11 protein-coding genes and 1 pseudogene are annotated in these 15,213 nt (G+C 71.4%); 9 read left to right on the forward strand and 3 right to left on the reverse strand.

Annotation, left to right across the window (positions count from 1 at the left end; translation table 11 throughout):
- The first annotated feature begins 32 nt into the window (after positions 1-32).
- A complete protein-coding gene (locus ACFWXQ_RS25455; RefSeq protein WP_383951731.1) occupies positions 33-1,274 on the forward strand; it encodes an aminotransferase class I/II-fold pyridoxal phosphate-dependent enzyme in 1,242 nt (413 codons plus the stop codon).
- Positions 1,271-2,389 (forward strand): MBL fold metallo-hydrolase, encoded by a 1,119-nt coding sequence (locus ACFWXQ_RS25460; RefSeq protein WP_383951729.1) that lies wholly within the window; start codon positions 1,271-1,273, stop codon positions 2,387-2,389. Before ACFWXQ_RS25455 ends, ACFWXQ_RS25460 begins: the two co-directional genes overlap by 4 nt.
- Positions 2,390-2,523: 134 nt before the next feature.
- Here ACFWXQ_RS25460 and ACFWXQ_RS25465 read toward each other — a convergent pair whose 3' ends face one another.
- Both ACFWXQ_RS25465 and ACFWXQ_RS25470 read right to left on the reverse strand, forming a co-directional pair.
- Complete coding sequence (locus ACFWXQ_RS25465; RefSeq protein WP_383951726.1) at positions 2,524-3,150, reverse strand: DedA family protein; 627 nt, start codon at positions 3,148-3,150, stop codon at positions 2,524-2,526.
- Between the two features lie 68 nt (positions 3,151-3,218).
- Positions 3,219-3,986, reverse strand: a pseudogene (locus ACFWXQ_RS25470) (MBL fold metallo-hydrolase); the annotation flags it as partial.
- 85 nt (positions 3,987-4,071) lie between these two features.
- Here ACFWXQ_RS25470 and ACFWXQ_RS25475 point away from each other — a divergent pair.
- The 7 genes from ACFWXQ_RS25475 to dnaK all read left to right on the forward strand — a co-directional run bounded on the left by ACFWXQ_RS25475 (position 4,072) and on the right by dnaK (position 13,953).
- A complete protein-coding gene (locus tag ACFWXQ_RS25475; protein ID WP_383951723.1) occupies positions 4,072-4,497 on the forward strand; it encodes a hypothetical protein in 426 nt (141 codons plus the stop codon).
- Between the two features lie 174 nt (positions 4,498-4,671).
- The gene (locus ACFWXQ_RS25480) at positions 4,672-6,753 is read left to right on the forward strand and encodes a phage holin family protein (RefSeq protein WP_383951720.1); all 2,082 of its coding nucleotides are present in this window, start codon (positions 4,672-4,674) and stop codon (positions 6,751-6,753) included.
- A 124-nt stretch (positions 6,754-6,877) separates the two neighbouring features.
- Positions 6,878-7,939, forward strand: coding sequence for an ATP-binding protein (locus ACFWXQ_RS25485; RefSeq protein ID WP_383951717.1), 1,062 nt, complete (start codon positions 6,878-6,880; stop codon positions 7,937-7,939).
- A 211-nt stretch (positions 7,940-8,150) separates the two neighbouring features.
- Entirely contained in the window at positions 8,151-9,956 is a 1,806-nt protein-coding gene (locus tag ACFWXQ_RS25490; RefSeq protein ID WP_383951714.1) for a hypothetical protein, read from the forward strand.
- Between the two features lie 64 nt (positions 9,957-10,020).
- Positions 10,021-10,449 carry an OsmC family protein gene (locus tag ACFWXQ_RS25495; protein ID WP_359721382.1) on the forward strand — a complete coding sequence of 143 codons (429 nt, stop codon included), beginning with the start codon at positions 10,021-10,023 and terminating at the stop codon, positions 10,447-10,449.
- Between the two features lie 191 nt (positions 10,450-10,640).
- Entirely contained in the window at positions 10,641-11,855 is a 1,215-nt protein-coding gene (locus ACFWXQ_RS25500; RefSeq protein WP_383951710.1) for an esterase-like activity of phytase family protein, read from the forward strand.
- A 193-nt stretch (positions 11,856-12,048) separates the two neighbouring features.
- The gene (gene dnaK / locus ACFWXQ_RS25505) at positions 12,049-13,953 is read left to right on the forward strand and encodes a molecular chaperone DnaK (protein ID WP_383951706.1); all 1,905 of its coding nucleotides are present in this window, start codon (positions 12,049-12,051) and stop codon (positions 13,951-13,953) included.
- 187 nt (positions 13,954-14,140) lie between these two features.
- Here the strand turns inward: dnaK and ACFWXQ_RS25510 are convergent, their stop codons facing one another.
- The gene (locus ACFWXQ_RS25510) at positions 14,141-15,004 is read right to left on the reverse strand and encodes a helix-turn-helix domain-containing protein (RefSeq protein ID WP_383951703.1); all 864 of its coding nucleotides are present in this window, start codon (positions 15,002-15,004) and stop codon (positions 14,141-14,143) included.
- Between the last annotated feature and the right edge of the window lie 209 nt (positions 15,005-15,213).

A 15,213-nucleotide genomic window follows, 5' to 3' on the forward strand; every position in this document is an offset into this window, starting at 1 on the left:
GCCGGTCCACGGATCACTGCGCGGAGGCACGTATGCGGCGGACCGATCCGGCAGGCCACGGCCCCGTCCGCTACGGCCCACCTCTCCCCGGCCAGGACCTGCCGGTGCCGCCAGGACTCGCCGCAGCCGCGACGGGCGCGCACACCGAACCGACCGGCGGGGGACCCGCACTCCTGGACGCCGCCCTCGCCTACTGGGCCCGGCGCGGACTGTCCGCCGACCGCGACCGAACGGCCGCGGCGCCCGGCGCCCCCGCACTGCTCCTCGCGCTGACCGCCGCGCTCGGCGGCGACGTTCTCGTGCCGCGCCCCTGCGCGGCCTGGTGGGCGCCGCAGGCACGCCTGTTGGGCAGATCCGTCTTCCATGTGGGGACACCCGCCGAGTGCGGAGGCGTCCCGGACCCGTACGCCCTCCTGGAAACCGTGCGCCGCGTCCGAGCCGAGGGCGGTGACCCGAGGCTGCTCGTCCTGTCCGTCGCCGACGACCCCACCGCCACCGTCGCGCCGCCCGAGGTGGTCCACGAGGCCATCGAGGCGGCCGTGGGCGAGGGGCTGCACGTGGTCAGCGACGAGACCTGGCGCGACACCCTGCACGAACCGCACGACACCGTGTTCCTGAGCCCCGCCGAGATGCTGCCGGAGCACGTCACGGTCCTGGCCGACCTCGCGGGACCCTTCCTGCCGCCCGGCTGGCCCGCCGCGATCGCCCGCTTCCCCGCCAACGACACCGGCACCCGGCTGCACGACCGCGTCCTCGACGTACTGACCGCGCTCGACGCCCGGATCGCGGCCCCGGTCGCCTCGGCCGCCGCGTACGCGCTCGGCGAGCCCGACGACATCACGCAGCGCCTCGCCGCGTCGGTACGCCTGCACGCGCGCGTGGCCACCGCCGCGCACCGCACCCTCGTGGCCGTCGGCGCCCTCGCCCGGCCCCCGCGCGCCGGCCGCCATCTGTACGCGGACCTCGGCCCGCTGCGCTCCGCGCTCACCGCGCGCGGTGTCGGCGACGCCCAGGAACTGGAGGACTTCCTCACCGACCGACTCGGCATGCCCGTGCCCGGCGGACACCGCTTCGGCGACGAACTCGGCGCACTGCGCGTACGCCTGGCCACCGGCCCGTTCCTCGGCACAACCCACGAGGAGCGGATGGCGTCTCTCACGTCACCGGAACCTCTGGAATTGCCGCATGTGGAACGCGCGTTGAGTCTGCTGGGCTCGGCACTCGCCGAGCTCCGCGATGACGATGACGCTCGGCGACGGGAGTCCCCTCGATGACGCAGCAGTCCGAGTCGACCACGACCACCACGACCACGGACGCCGACGACTCGGCGTCGCTCTCGCCCCTGTCCTCCGTGACCTCACCCGCGTCCGTACCCGCCGTCGGAACCCCGCCCGCAGATCGCCGGCCGCCCGCCGACCCCCTGCCTCTCGCCGAACCCCGTCCGCTCGGCGAACGCCGCGTCTGGCCCCGCTCGTTCGCGGACCGGCTGACCGCCCCGCTGCCGGGCCTGAGGGGCTTCGCCCGGTTCGCCCGCGAGGGTGCGCTGCGGCCAGGTCCCGAGGGGCTCTCCGACATTCCCCGACTTCCGTACGAGCCCGGCCCGTTGCCCCGGGTGGACGCGCGCACCGTTGCCGTCTCCTGGGCGGGGCACGCCAGTTGGGTGGTCCGGATCGGCGGGCTCACCGTGCTCACCGACCCGGTGTGGTCCCGCAAGATCCTCGGAACTCCCGCCCGGATCACGCCCGTCGGCGTGGCCTGGAGCGCACTGCCGCGCATCGACGCGGTCGTCATCAGCCACAACCACTACGACCACCTGGACGCCCCGACGCTGCGCCGACTCCCGCGCGACACCCCGGTGTTCGTCCCGGCCGGGCTAGGAGGCTGGTTCAGGCGCCGCCGCTTCTCGCACGTCACAGAGCTGGACTGGTGGGAGGCGGCCGAACTGGGCGGAGTCCGCTTCGACTTCGTACCGGCCCACCACTGGTCCAAGCGCAGCCTCCACGACACCTGCCGCACCCTGTGGGGCGGCTGGGTCCTGACCGCGTCCGACGGCCGGCGCGTGTACTTCGCGGGCGACACGGGATACGGCCACTGGTTCTCCCACATCGGCGCCCGCTACCCCGGTATCGACCTGGCCCTCCTCCCCATCGGCGCCTACAACCCCCGCTGGTGGCTGAGCGACGTCCACTGCGACCCCGAGGACGCGGTCCGAGCCACCCAGGACCTCGGCGCCCACCGCATGGCCCCCATGCACTGGGCCACCTTCGTCCTCTCGGCAGAACCAGTCCTTGAACCCCTGACCCGGGTGCGCACGGCATGGGAGAAGGCAGGCCTGACGAGAGAAAACCTGTGGGACCTGCCGGTGGGCGCTTCGAGGGTGCTCGACTGAGGCGCCTTTGCCGGGTTCTTCCAAGGGCACGGGCAACCGGTGCTTTCAGGGGCGCGGGGAACCGCGCGACCAGCCACCCACAACCCGCAGCCGACACACGACAGAAGCCCCCGGACCGACCTGCCCGCACCCACCTACTGCGCGGCGCTGCGCATACGGCGCCAAAGACCGGGCGCCACGCTGATCACAACGGTCAGCACGACAACCGCCACCACACCCTCCCAGGGCTCCTTGAACAAGGAACCCCCCGCCACCCCGATGAGCTGATACGTCGCGGCCCAGGCCAGACAAGCCGGCACATCCCCGCGAGCGAACCTCCGCAACGGCCACTTGGCCATCAGGCAGGCCAGCATCACAGGAATCCGCCCCGCCGGCACCAGCCGCGACAACACCAGCACAGCCACACCATGCTCGGCGAGCTTCTCCTGCGCCTGCGCCAGCCGGTCCTCCGGCGCACGATCCCGTATCGCGGCCAGCCAACGCGACCCGTTCTTCGACTTCATGCCACGACGCCCGAGCCAGTACAGCGCGACATCCCCGAGGAACGCCGCGAACGCCGCCACCACGAAGACCAGCACCATCGAGAACGGCGCGGTCTGGTGAAACGCCACCACCGCCGCCGAACTCACCAGCGCACCCGTCGGCACGACGGGCACCAGCGCCCCGATCAGCACCAGCAGGAACAGCGACGGATAACCGAGCGCCTGCTGGGTGGACTCGGTCGGCACGGTCGTGACCGCGGCGGCGAGCACATCCCTCACCGGGCTTCGCCCTCCCGCTCGTCGTCGCCCCGGCCGGCCGGCGCGTCCCTCGGGGATGACCGGTACCCCGCGACCCGCGGCCGCACACGCTGTCCGTGGTCCAGAAGGTGCACCGCCACCTCGGGCGCACGCTCGGCGGCCAGGCGCACGAACTCCTCGCCGGGCGCGTGGAATTCATGGGGGCGCACGGCATCCATCCCGATCGGCCAGTACGTGCCGTAGTGCACCGGCACCGCGCTCCCCGGCTGCAGACGGGCCAGCGCCTCGGCCGCCCGCCCGGCGTCCAGGTGTCCCTCGCCCAGATACGGACCCCAGCCGCCGACCGGCAGCAGCGCCACGTCGACCGGTCCGACCTCCTTGGCCATCGACTCGAAGAGGCCCGTGTCCCCGGCGAAGTACGTCCGTGCCTCGCCCTCGATCACATAGCCGAGGGCGGGCGCGCGATGTGGCCCGACCGGCAGCCGCCGCCCGTCGTGCCGCGCCGGAACGGCCTGTACGACCAGGTCACCGACCCGCGTACGGTCGCCGCTCGCCATCTCGGTGATCTGCAGATGACCGAGCCCGCGCAGCCCGGGGACGGCCCGCGGGGCTCCCTTCGGCACCAGCAGCCGGGTGCCCGGGGCGAGCCGCGCCAGCGACGGGACGTGCAGATGATCGGCGTGCAGATGGGACACCAGCGCCACGTCTGCCACGGCCGCCTCGGGCGGGGGCGGCGCGCCCCGGCGCCTGCGCAGATGCGCGAGCCGGCGCGCGAAGAGCGGGTCCGTGAGCACGCGCGCGCCCGAGTCCTCGACGGTGCAGGTGGCGTGCCCCCACCAAGTGATCTCCACCGGCACTCCTTTGCCTCCTTCGCGCGACTCCCCCCGAGCGTACGGGCAGGAGTAGGGTCGGCGACGAAACCCGGAGGTGAGGGGGGACGCCATGGGAGACACACGCCGTGCCTCCGGCATGCTTCGCGTGACGACGATCGCGAGTCTGACGCCGTTGGAGGAGCTGGAGGCGGACCCCTTCCTGGTGGACTCGCGCAGCCAGCACGCCATGTGCGCGCGCTGGGCCGCCGAGCGCGGCTATGTCGTCACCCGCGAACTGCTCGTACGGGGGCTGCGGCCCGACCACTGCGCGCTCTGGGAGGACGCCGAGGCGGGCCTCGTCGACCTGTTCGTGGCGCCGAGCCGCCGAGTCCTGGAGCGGGCGCTCGCCTCCGTGGACGAGTTCACCGCCGAGTGCGCCCGGCGCGGAGTACGGGTCGAGACGGTCGGCCACGCGGAACCCGCGTACGACGCCCAGATGAAGGCCCATGTCCACCGCCGGCTGTCGATGCCGACGGCGGGCTACGACGGCCGCTGACCCCTCCTGCGCTGCCGAGCACGGGCCGGGCAGAGGCAACCCCGTGCGGTGGCCCGCGGTCACCCTGCGTGCGCGTGGTGAGCAACCGTCGTGCCCTTGTGCGCCGCCGAAACGGCTTGCGTGCTTGTGACAGGGTTGGGGCAGGTCTGACAGCGGGGTGGAGGTGGGCGTGGCGTGAGCGGCGCGAGGTGGCGCAGGCTGGTGAGCGCGCTCTGGCGGAGCATTGCCGTATGGGCCGTGTCCACGGTCACCATGCTGGCGCTGGCCGGGATCCTGCCGGACTTCACAATCCAGTCCCCCGACGGCGACAGTGCGACCCAGATCGCCATCACGGCCGCACTCGGCGCCGGGGCCTTCGGTGTGCTCTCCTCCGTCGTGTGGCCGCTCCTGGTCCGGGCCCTGCTCCTCGTCCCCGCGCTCGTCCTCGGCCTGCTCGTCTTCTTCCTCAACGGCTCGCTCCTGTGGCTCGCCCTGCGGATCATCCCGTCCGGAGAGAGCGAGGCCGCCCCGGAGACCGCCGTGGTGGTCGCCGCGGTGATGTCGGCCGTCGCCTCCGCCACCGGCGGTGCCCTCGCCGTCCGGGACGACGACGCGTACCGGCGCAGGCTCTACCGGCTCTCCGACCGACGGCGGTCCGAGCTGGAGCCGGGCGCGGGCCCGTCCACCCCCGGAGTGGTCTTCCTCCAGCTCGACGGCGTCGGTCACGACGTACTCCTGGAGGCGGTCGGACGCGGTCTGATGCCCACCGTCGCCGCCCTGCTGGGTGACGGCGACGGGGCCCGCACCACCCACCGGCTCACCCCCTGGCGCACCGACTGGTCGAGCCAGACCGGCGCCAGCCAGCTGGGCATCCTGCACGGCTCCAACCACGACATCCCCGCCTTCCGCTGGTACGAGAAGGACACCCGGGAGGTCATGGTCTGCAACCGCCCCACCAGCGCCGCCGAACTCCAGCGCCGCGCCATCGCGCACACCGGCGACGGCGGCCTGCTCACCATGGACGGCGCCAGCCGGGGCAACCTCTTCAGCGGCGGCGCCGACCAGCTCGCCCTCGTGCTCTCCGTGGCCGCCAGAAGGGGCCGGGAGAACCGCTCGCGGGCCGGCTACTTCGCGTACTTCTCCGACCCCGCCAACGCCGTCCGTACCGCCATGTCCTTCTTCGCCGAGGTCGGCCGCGAGATCGGCGAGTCCACCTGGGCACGCCTCAAGAAGCGGCGCCCGCGGGTCGGCCGCGGCGGCCTCTACCCGTTCATCCGGGCCTTCGCGACCGTCATCGAGCGGGACGTCGTCGTCGCCGCGGTGATCGGGGACATGCTCGCCGGACGCTCCTCGGTCTACGCGGACCTGGTCGCGTACGACGAGGTGGCGCACCACTCGGGCCCGCGCGGCCGCGACACGGAGAAGGTCCTGCAACGCCTGGACCGCTCGCTGGCCCTGATCGCGCAGGTCGCCGAGCACGCCCCGCGCGCGTACCGCATCGTCCTGCTGTCCGACCACGGCCAGAGCCCCGGCGAGACCTTCCGCACCCGCTACGGACTCGGCCTCGGCGAGCTGGTCAGGGCCGGCTGCGGACTGCCCGTGCCCCGCAAGGCCCGCCGCACCCACAGCGGCGCCGAGGCCAGGTCCGCCGTACGGGCTGCGCTGCGCAGGCCGGTCGAGGAGGGCCACGAGCAGTACCGCCCCTCCAGCCGCCACTCGGAGCCGCTCGTGCTGGCCTCCGGCAACCTCGGCCTCGTGTCCTTCCCGGACGTACCGCACCGGATGAGCCGCGAGGAGATCGACGCCCGCCACCCGGCCCTGCTGACCACACTCGCCAACCACCCCGGCGTCGGCTTCCTCCTCGTGCGCAGCGAGGAGCACGGCGGCCTCGTGCTGGGTGCGAACGGCGCCGAGATCCCCCTGGACGAACTGGACGACAACCCGGGCCCGCTCGCCGACTTCGGCCCGGGCGCCGCCGACGCCGTACGCCGCACGCACGCGTTCCCGCACACCGCTGACATCATGATCAACTCCTGGTACGACCCCCAGGAGGGCGAAGTCCTCGCGTTCGAGGAGCAGATCGGCTCGCACGGCGGCCTCGGGGGAGCGCAGGGACGGCCCTTCCTGATGTCACCGCTCACGTTCTCCGCGCCCGTCGAGGACGGGGCGGAACTGGTCGGCGCCGAGCAGGTGCACCACGTACTGCGGCGCTGGCTGCGCGAGTGCGACGGCCCGCAGGTCCCCGTCGAGACCGGCCCCGAGCAGCGGGTCGCGTAGGTCTCTGAGCCTCTCAAGGGCCCCGAAAATGGGCTGCGGTGCGGGGGAGGAACCGCACACACTGTTCGCATCGGACATCGCGCACCACGCGCGCCCCGCTCGAACACCCACCTGGAGCCACTGCGTGCAGGCAGCCGTCACCGTCACTCCCTCCCGTATACCGGAACTGCTGCTCGGCCTCGCGACCGTGCGGCCGGTCTTCATCTGGGGCGCCCCCGGCATCGGAAAGTCCTCCCTGGTGAGGGAGTTCGCCGAATCGCTGGGACTGGAGTGCGTGAGCCTGCTGGGTACGCAGCTGGCGCCGGAGGACCTGATCGGCGTACCGCAGATCCGCGACGGCCGCTCGGTCTTCTGCCCGCCCGAGGCCATCGCCCGCGACGAGCCGTACTGCCTGTTCCTGGACGAGCTGAACGCGGCGACGCCGGACGTCCAGAAGGCGTTCTACTCGCTGATCCTGGAGCGGCGCATCGGCAACTACGAGCTGCCTGCGGGCTCGATCGTGATCGGCGCGGGCAACCGCGCGACGGACAACGCACTCGCGCGCCCGATCGCGTCCGCGCTGGTCAACCGGCTCGCGCACGTACACCTTGAGGCGTCCCCGAAGGACTGGCTGGTGTGGGCGGGGGCGAACGGCATCCACCCGTGGGTGCTCGACCACCTCATCGACCGCCCCGACCACCTGTGGTCCAAGCCGCCGAAGACCGAGGAGCCCTTCTCGACGCCCCGCTCCTGGCACATGCTCTCCGACGCGCTGCACTCCTTCGGCCCGGCGCTCGACGAGCCCACGCTGAAGGTGATCGCGCACGGCACACTGACGCCCGCGCACGCGGTCGCCTTCTGCGGCTACGTGAAGATCGTGCGCAGCCGGTTCGGCATCGAGGCCATCATGAAGGGCGAGGCCCGCTGGCCGAACCGGCTGGAGGACCGCGACCTCCTGTACTACCTCGCGGAGTCCTTCCGGGGCCGCCTCGTCAAGGAACTCCCCGCCAGCAAGGAACACGCCTCGGCGAGCGGCCGCCAGACCGCCTACCGCGCCAAGTCCCTGCTCGTGCAGCTCGCCGAGATCTCCGTCGAGGTCGCCCAGAGCGTCATCGCCGCGGACGAGGACGGCAACCCCGTACTCCCCGCCTGGTTCCTGGTGGAGGCGGCCCGCGACATGCCCCGGCTGGTGGAGGCGCGCCGGTGAGCGCCGCAAAGGAGACGGCGGGTACTTCGCGAGGCGGCGGGAGCGCCCCGTGCGAGAAGGCGGCCGCCGGGCCCGGCGCGGTGGCGGCAGCGAGTCCGTCCCGCCCGTCTCGCCTGTCCCGGCCGCCCTGTCCGTCCCGTCAGCCCGGGCCCGTGCCGTCTCGCCGCACGCCGGCGTCCGGTCGGTCCGCCGGGCGAAAGGGGTCCCCGCGATGAGCCGTACGCGCAATCAGGAGCCGCCCAAGAAGAAGGATCTGGCCGCCGAGGCGTTCGCCGAGGGGATGCGGCTCGTGCGGGCCAATCGCGCGCTGGCCGCCATCGGGTTCAGCACCTGCCGCCAGGAGGACTGCGAGGAGGCGCCGGACGACGGACTCGTGCGGGTCGACTCCGACGGCGTGCTGCACGTCCACCCCAAGCGCCGGGCCGAGCCAGTCGAGTGGGCCTGGGCGGTAGCGCACAGCGCCCTGCATCTCGGCTTCGGCCATGTCACGGCGGCGACCGGCATGCGCGCGCAGCCGGACCGGTTCGACGTCGCCGCCCGCTGCGTCGTCGTCAACCGCTTCCTGCTCGGCTTCCCGATCGGCCGGACTCCGGCGGACCTGCCGATGTCGTACCCCGACGGCGACGAGGAGCAGCTCGCCGCGCGCTGGCGCCGCGACGGCATCCCGCCCATGTACGAGCGCTGCGGCACGGCGGGCAACGAGCCCGACCAGCTCCTGGTGCCCTGGGACAGCTGGCTCGGCGGCCGTCCGCCGGACTGGCAGCTCGCCTTCGCCCACGCGCTGACCCGCACGGTGGCCACCGCGATGGACATGGCGGGCGGCCGCCGCGACTCGATGCGCGGCGGTCTCACCCCGCTGCAGCCCTGGGAGCGGGCGCTGAGCTGGTTCGTCTCCTCCTACCCCCTCCTCGGCGGCATCGCGGCGGGCATCACGATCGTCGCGGACGCCGAACTCGCCCGCGCGCACGGCATCTCCGTCGCCGCGGTCGACACGGGGGCGGCCGAGATCTACATCAACCCACTGCGCCAACTCGACGACGAGGAATGGCGGTTCGTCCTCGCGCACGAGATGCTGCACGCCGCGCTGCGCCACGGCGACCGCTGCGGTGGCCGCGACCCGTACCTCTTCAACGTCGCCTGCGACTACGTCATCAACGCCTGGCTGGTCGAGATGCAGGTCGGCACGATGCCCGAAGGACTGCTGTACGACCAGGAGTTGAAGGACCTCTCCGCCGAGGAGGTCTACGACCGGCTCGCCACCGACCTGCGCCGCATGCGACGGCTCGCCACCCTGCGCGGCAAGGGCGTCGGCGACATCCTCGGCGGCCCGCTCGGCTCACCGCGCGACTATGTGGACCTCGACGAGTTCTACCGCCGCGGCCTCGCCAACGGCCTCGACCTGCACCAGCAGCAGGCCCGCGGCTTCCTGCCCGGCGGACTGGTGGAGGAGATCCGCGCGCTCAGCCACCCGCCGCTGCCCTGGGACGCCCAACTCGCCCGCTGGTTCGACGAGTTCGTGCCCCGCCCCGAGCCCGTACGGACCTACGCGCGCCCCGCCCGCCGCCAGGCGGCCACCCCCGACATCCCGCGCGCCGGACGCTACTTCCCGCCCGAGGAGATCGCCCGCTGCACCTTCGGCGTCGTCCTCGACACCTCCGGCTCCATGGACCGCACCCTGCTCGGCAAGGCACTGGGCGCCATCGCCTCGTACGCCGAGGCCCGTGACGTACCGGCCGCCCGGGTCGTCTTCTGCGACGCGGCCCCGTACGACGCGGGCTTCCTCCCCGTCACGGAGATCGCGGGCCGGGTGCGCGTCCACGGTCGGGGCGGCACCATCCTCCAGCCCGGCATCGACCTGCTGCACCGCGCCGAGGACTTCCCGCCGGGCGCCCCGATCCTGGTCATCACGGACGGCTGGTGCGACGTCCTGCGCGTCCGGCGCGAGCACGCCTACCTGATCCCGCAGGGTTCGTCCCTACCGTTCACCGCACGTGGGCCCGTCTTTCGCGTGCGGTGAGCCCGAGTGTGATCGGATAGTGCTACGGACCCCAAAACCGGGACCTGATCGAAAGGGATTCATCGTGGCAACCACGCGCTCCGCACACACCGTCTGGGAAGGCAACCTGCTTGAGGGCAACGGAGTTGTCAGCTTCGACTCCTCCGGCGCCATCCCCGAGCAGCCCGTGACTTGGGCGTCGCGTTCCCAGGACGCGAACGGCAAGACCAGCCCCGAAGAGCTGATCGCCGCCGCGCACTCCAGCTGCTTCTCCATGGCGTTCTCGCACGCCCTGGCCGGCGCCGGCACGCCGGCCACCAAGCTCACCACCTCCGCCGACGTCACCTTCCAGCCGGGCGAGGGCATCACGGGCATCCACCTCACGGTGGAGGGCACGGTGCCGGGCATCGAGGAGGACGCCTTCGTCGCGGCCGCCGAGGACGCCAAGAAGAACTGCCCCGTCAGCCAGGCGCTGACCGGCACGACGATCACGCTGTCGGCGAAGCTCGCCTGACCTGCGATTCTGCCTGGCCGGTCAGCTGAGGCGACCGGTCGTTCGAGGCGACTCGGATCGGCCGCCGGGCAAGCTGCTTCACTTGACAGGAGCTTGCCCGGCAGCCGAAGGGCGATGCCGCACTGGATCTCCGTGGTGCGCGTCGTCCTGTGTTCGACCGCCCTTCACCCGGGCTCCCTAATGTGCGGGCCATGAAGAGACTTTCGATCACGGCCGGCGTTGTCGCGCTGACCGTCGGACTCGCGTCGCCCGCCATGGCCGACCGCGACTCCAAGGACCACGGTCAGGCCACCACGGCCTTCGGCCAGGCCAAGCTGACCGGTTTCGCCTCGCTTCCCGCCGAGACGTTCGTCCCGAACAGCGAGCCGTCCGGCTCGGCCATCGGAGCGGGCCCGTTCAACGGCATCACCGGCCCGTTCGCCGACCAGCCCGTCCAGGGCTTCAGCGGCGCCGTCAACCGCCACGACGGCAGCTACGACGTGCTGTCCGACAACGGCTACGGCGGCAAGGCCAACAGCGCCGACTTCCTGCTGCGCGTGCACCGCGTCAAGCCGGACACGAAGACCGGCAAGGTCAAGGTTCTGGGCGGCTTCAACCTCAGCGACCCGTACCGCAAGGTGCCGTTCCCGCTCACCCGGGCCGACCGGGTGCTGACCGGCGCCGACTTCGACGTCGAGTCCATCGTGCGGGCGTACGACGGCTCGTACTGGCTGGGCGACGAGTTCGGCCCGTTCCTGCTGCACTTCTCGCCGACCGGCAAGCTTCTCGAAGCCCCGATCTCGCTCGACGGAGTCCAGGCGCCGGAGAACCCGTACCTGAACGGTGCCCAGCCCACCATCGGTGGCAGCAAGGGCTTCGAGGGCATGGTCCGCTCGGTGGACGGCCGGCACCTCTACCCGCTCCTCGAAGGCACGGTCAACGGTGACACCCCCGGCGACCTGCGCTTCAGCGAGTTCGACCTGAAGAAGCGGGACTACACCGGGAAGCGCTTCACCTACCGCCTGGAGTCGCCCGCCAACGCCATCGGTGACGCCATCGCCGTCGACAGGACCCGCTTCCTGGTCATCGAGCGCGACGGCGGCCAGGGCGCCGACGCCAAGTTCAAGCGGATCTACCTCGCGGACACGCGTGACCGCAACGGCGACGGGGTCATGGACAAGACCCTCGTGGCCGACCTGATGAACATCGCGAACCCGAAGGGCCTCGGCGGTTTCGGCGAGACCTTCACCTTCCCGTTCACCACGATCGAGGACCTGGTCCTCCTCGACAACCGGACGCTGGCCGTCCTGAACGACAACAACTTCCCGTTCTCCTCCGGCCGTACGCCGGGCAAGGCGGACAACAACGAGTTCATCACCATCCGGCTCACGCAGAGCCTGAAGGCGGACAAGCGCGCCCTCCGCTAGGGGTGCGCCGATGCCGCGGTCCGAACTGCTTCGGGCCGCGGCATCGGTATGTCCGCGGAGCGTCGTCCGGAGTCGTCGTCCAGGGCCGTCGGCAGGGATCGTCCGGTTCTGTCCGGGGTACCCGCCCCATTGACAGGGAGGCACTCAAGTTTTGTGATGGTAGGCGTTAGGGCCCGGGCGGAAGGGGACGGACATGGCACGTGCGGTCGGGATCGATCTCGGTACCACCAACTCGGTGGTTGCTGTTCTGGAAGGGGGTGAGCCCACGGTCGTCGCCAACGCCGAGGGCGCGCGCACCACCCCCTCGGTGGTGGCCTTCGCCAAGAACAACGAGGTCCTGGTGGGTGAGGTCGCCAAACGGCAGGCCGTGACGAACGTCGAGCGCACCGCGCGCTCCGTCAAACGCCATATGGGCGACCCGAGTTGGCGGTTCCCCGACAGCGGCACGGTCGACGGCACCCGCTACCGTGCGCAGGAACTGTCCGCGCGCGTGCTGCAGAAACTGAAGCGGGACGCCGAGGCGTATCTCGGCGAGGACGTCACCGACGCGGTGATCACCGTGCCCGCCTACTTCGACGACACCCAGCGCCAGGCCACCAAGGAGGCCGGAGAGATCGCGGGCCTCAAGGTCCTGCGGATCATCAACGAACCGACGGCGGCGGCCCTCGCGTACGGACTCGACCGAGGTGAGGAGCAGACGGTCCTCGTCTTCGACCTGGGCGGCGGCACCTTCGACGTCTCGCTCCTGGAGATCGGCGACGGCGTCATCGAGGTCAAGGCCACCAACGGCGACACCCAGCTGGGCGGCGACGACTGGGACCACCGGATCGTGGAGCACCTCGTCAAACGCTTCAAGGGCTCGTACGGCATCGACCTCGGCCAGGACAAGATGGCGCTCCAGCGGCTGCGCGAGGGCGCGGAGAGGGCCAAGATCGAGCTGTCCTCGTCCACCGAGACGACCATCAACCTGCCCTACATCACCGCCTCCGCCGAGGGGCCGCTGCACCTCGACGAGAAGCTGACGCGCGCTCAGTTCCAGGAGCTCACCGCCGACTTGCTCGACCGCTGCAAGAACCCCTTCCACCAGGCGGTCAAGGACGCGGGGGTGAAGCTCTCGGCGGTCGACCACGTCATCCTCGTCGGCGGCTCCACCCGGATGCCCGCGGTGACCGAGCTGGTGAAGGAACTCACCGGCAAGGACCCGCACAAGGGCGTCAACCCGGACGAGGTCGTGGCCCTCGGCGCGGCCCTCCAGGCTGGCGTCATCCGCGGCGACGTGAAGGACGTACTGCTCCTCGACGTCACCCCGCTGTCCCTGGGCATCGAGACCAAGGGCGGCATCATGACGAAGCTCATCGAGCGCAACACGACCATTCCCACGAGGCGTTCGGAGATCTTCACCACCGCCACGGACAACCAGCCGTCCGTCGGCATCCAGGTCTTCCAGGGCGAGCGCGAAATCGCCGCCTACAACAAGAAGCTGGGCGTCTTCGACCTCACCGGGCTGCCGCCCTCGCCCCGCGGGGTCCCGCAGATCGAGGTCGCCTTCGACATCGACGCCAACGGCATCATGCACGTCTCCGCGAAGGACCTCGCCACCGGCCGCGAACAGAAGATGACCGTCACGGGCGGCTCGGCGCTCCCCAAGGACGACATCGACCGCATGATGCGCGAGGCCGAGCAGTACGCCGACGAGGACCGGGGGCGCCGGGAGGCCGCGGAGACCCGCAACCAGGCCGAGCAACTCGTGTTCCAGACCGAGAAGTTCATCCGGGAGAACGAGGAACGCGTCCCGGCCGACACGAAGACCGAGGTCGAGTCCGCGATCACCGAACTGAAGGCCCTCCTGGAGCGAGGCGACGCCACCGACACGAACACCCTGCGCACCGGCGTCGAGAAACTCGCCACCGTCAGCCAGAAGATGGGCCAGGCCATGTACGCCCAGGCCGCCCAGCAGCCACCCCCGCAGGACCAGCCCCCCACCGAACAGCCCCCACCGAACGACGAGGAGGGCGTGGTCGACGCAGAAATCGTCGACGACGAGAAGCCCCCAACAGAGGGCAAGCCCGGCAACACCACAAAGGACACCCCGACTTGATGACACCGGCCCTCTGAGGGGCGCCTCTGAGGGGCGAAGCCCCCTCAGGGGCGCGGGGAACTGCGCGCCCAGCCACCGACGGCCGTCACCCAACAATCAACAGCGACCCCCACCCACCCAGGGGCGCGGGGAACTGCGCGCTCAACCACCGACGGCCGTCACCCAACAAACAACATCGAGCCACACCCTAGAAATCAGCCCGCCGCGCCCGAATCAATTCCGCGGTCCGCCGCGCCCCCGCCGCCCCGGTCGTCATATGGTCCAGCACCTCCAGATGCGCAGCCACCTCGTTGCGGGAGTCGAGATACAGCGCCCCGGTCAGATACTCGGTGTACACCATGTCCGGAAGCTCCGGCTCCGCGAAGCGGAACAGCACGAACGGCGCGTACGTCCCCGGATGCGGCCCGGACGCGAACTCGGCGATCTGCACCGTGATGTGGTCGTTCTCGACGGCCTCCAGCAGATGGTCGAGCTGCTCGGCCATCACCTCGGAGCGAATACTGACCGGCCGCCGCAGGACCGTTTCCTCCATGATCACCCAGAGGTGCGGCGGATTCTCCCCGGTCAGCAGCTTCTGCCGGGCCATCCGCAGGGACACATGGCGCTCGATCTCCTCGGGCCCGGTCTGCCCGACCGTGCCGGCCTCCAGGACCGCACGGGCGTAGTCCTCGGTCTGCAACAGCCCGGGCACGAAGTGCGGCTCGTACGACCGGATGATCGAGGCCGCGCCCTCCAGGCTGACATGCATGCTGAACCAGTCCGGCAGGACGTCGTGGAAGCGCTGCCACCAGCCCGGCTGGTTCGCCTCCTCGGTCAGCCGGACGAACGCCGCGATCTCCTCGTCGGGCACGCCGTACGTCGACAGGAGCACCTGGACGTACGGGATCTTCAGCGAGACCTCGGCCATCTCCATGCGGCGGATGGTCGCGCCCGTGACCCGCAGGATCCGCGCGGCCTCGTCGCGTCTCAGACCGGACGCCTCGCGCAACTCCTGCAGCCGTCTACCCAGCACCACCTGCCCCACGGTCGGCGCAGGACGCCTTTCACTCACGCCACGCCTCCCCAAGCGCCGAGCATGGCGAGAAGTGTGCCATGTTCCCGCTCAACCCTCACCTGATCCGGAGCCTTGTCATTACCTCAGCGGTAATCGACCGCCACCCGGGGCGCACGCCATGGTGGGCGTACCGGTTTCCGGGGCGGCGCACTCCGGTCCGGAAGCCGGGTCCCACTGTTCCGCCACGACCTCGACGGAGGGTGATC

This window comes from Streptomyces sp. NPDC058697 (assembly GCF_042715345.1).
GTDB classification, from domain to species: Bacteria; Actinomycetota; Actinomycetes; order Streptomycetales; family Streptomycetaceae; genus Streptomyces; species Streptomyces liliifuscus.

Coding starts and splice junctions, on each gene's coding strand:
- ACFWXQ_RS25455 (WP_383951731.1), top strand. CDS start 33: ATGCGGCGGACCGATCCGGCAGGCCACGGCCCCGTCCGCTACGGCCCA.
- dnaK (WP_383951706.1), top strand. CDS start 12,049: ATGGCACGTGCGGTCGGGATCGATCTCGGTACCACCAACTCGGTGGTT.
- ACFWXQ_RS25460 (WP_383951729.1), top strand. CDS start 1,271: ATGACGCAGCAGTCCGAGTCGACCACGACCACCACGACCACGGACGCC.
- ACFWXQ_RS25475 (WP_383951723.1), top strand. CDS start 4,072: ATGGGAGACACACGCCGTGCCTCCGGCATGCTTCGCGTGACGACGATC.
- ACFWXQ_RS25500 (WP_383951710.1), top strand. CDS start 10,641: ATGAAGAGACTTTCGATCACGGCCGGCGTTGTCGCGCTGACCGTCGGA.
- ACFWXQ_RS25490 (WP_383951714.1), top strand. CDS start 8,151: ATGAGCCGTACGCGCAATCAGGAGCCGCCCAAGAAGAAGGATCTGGCC.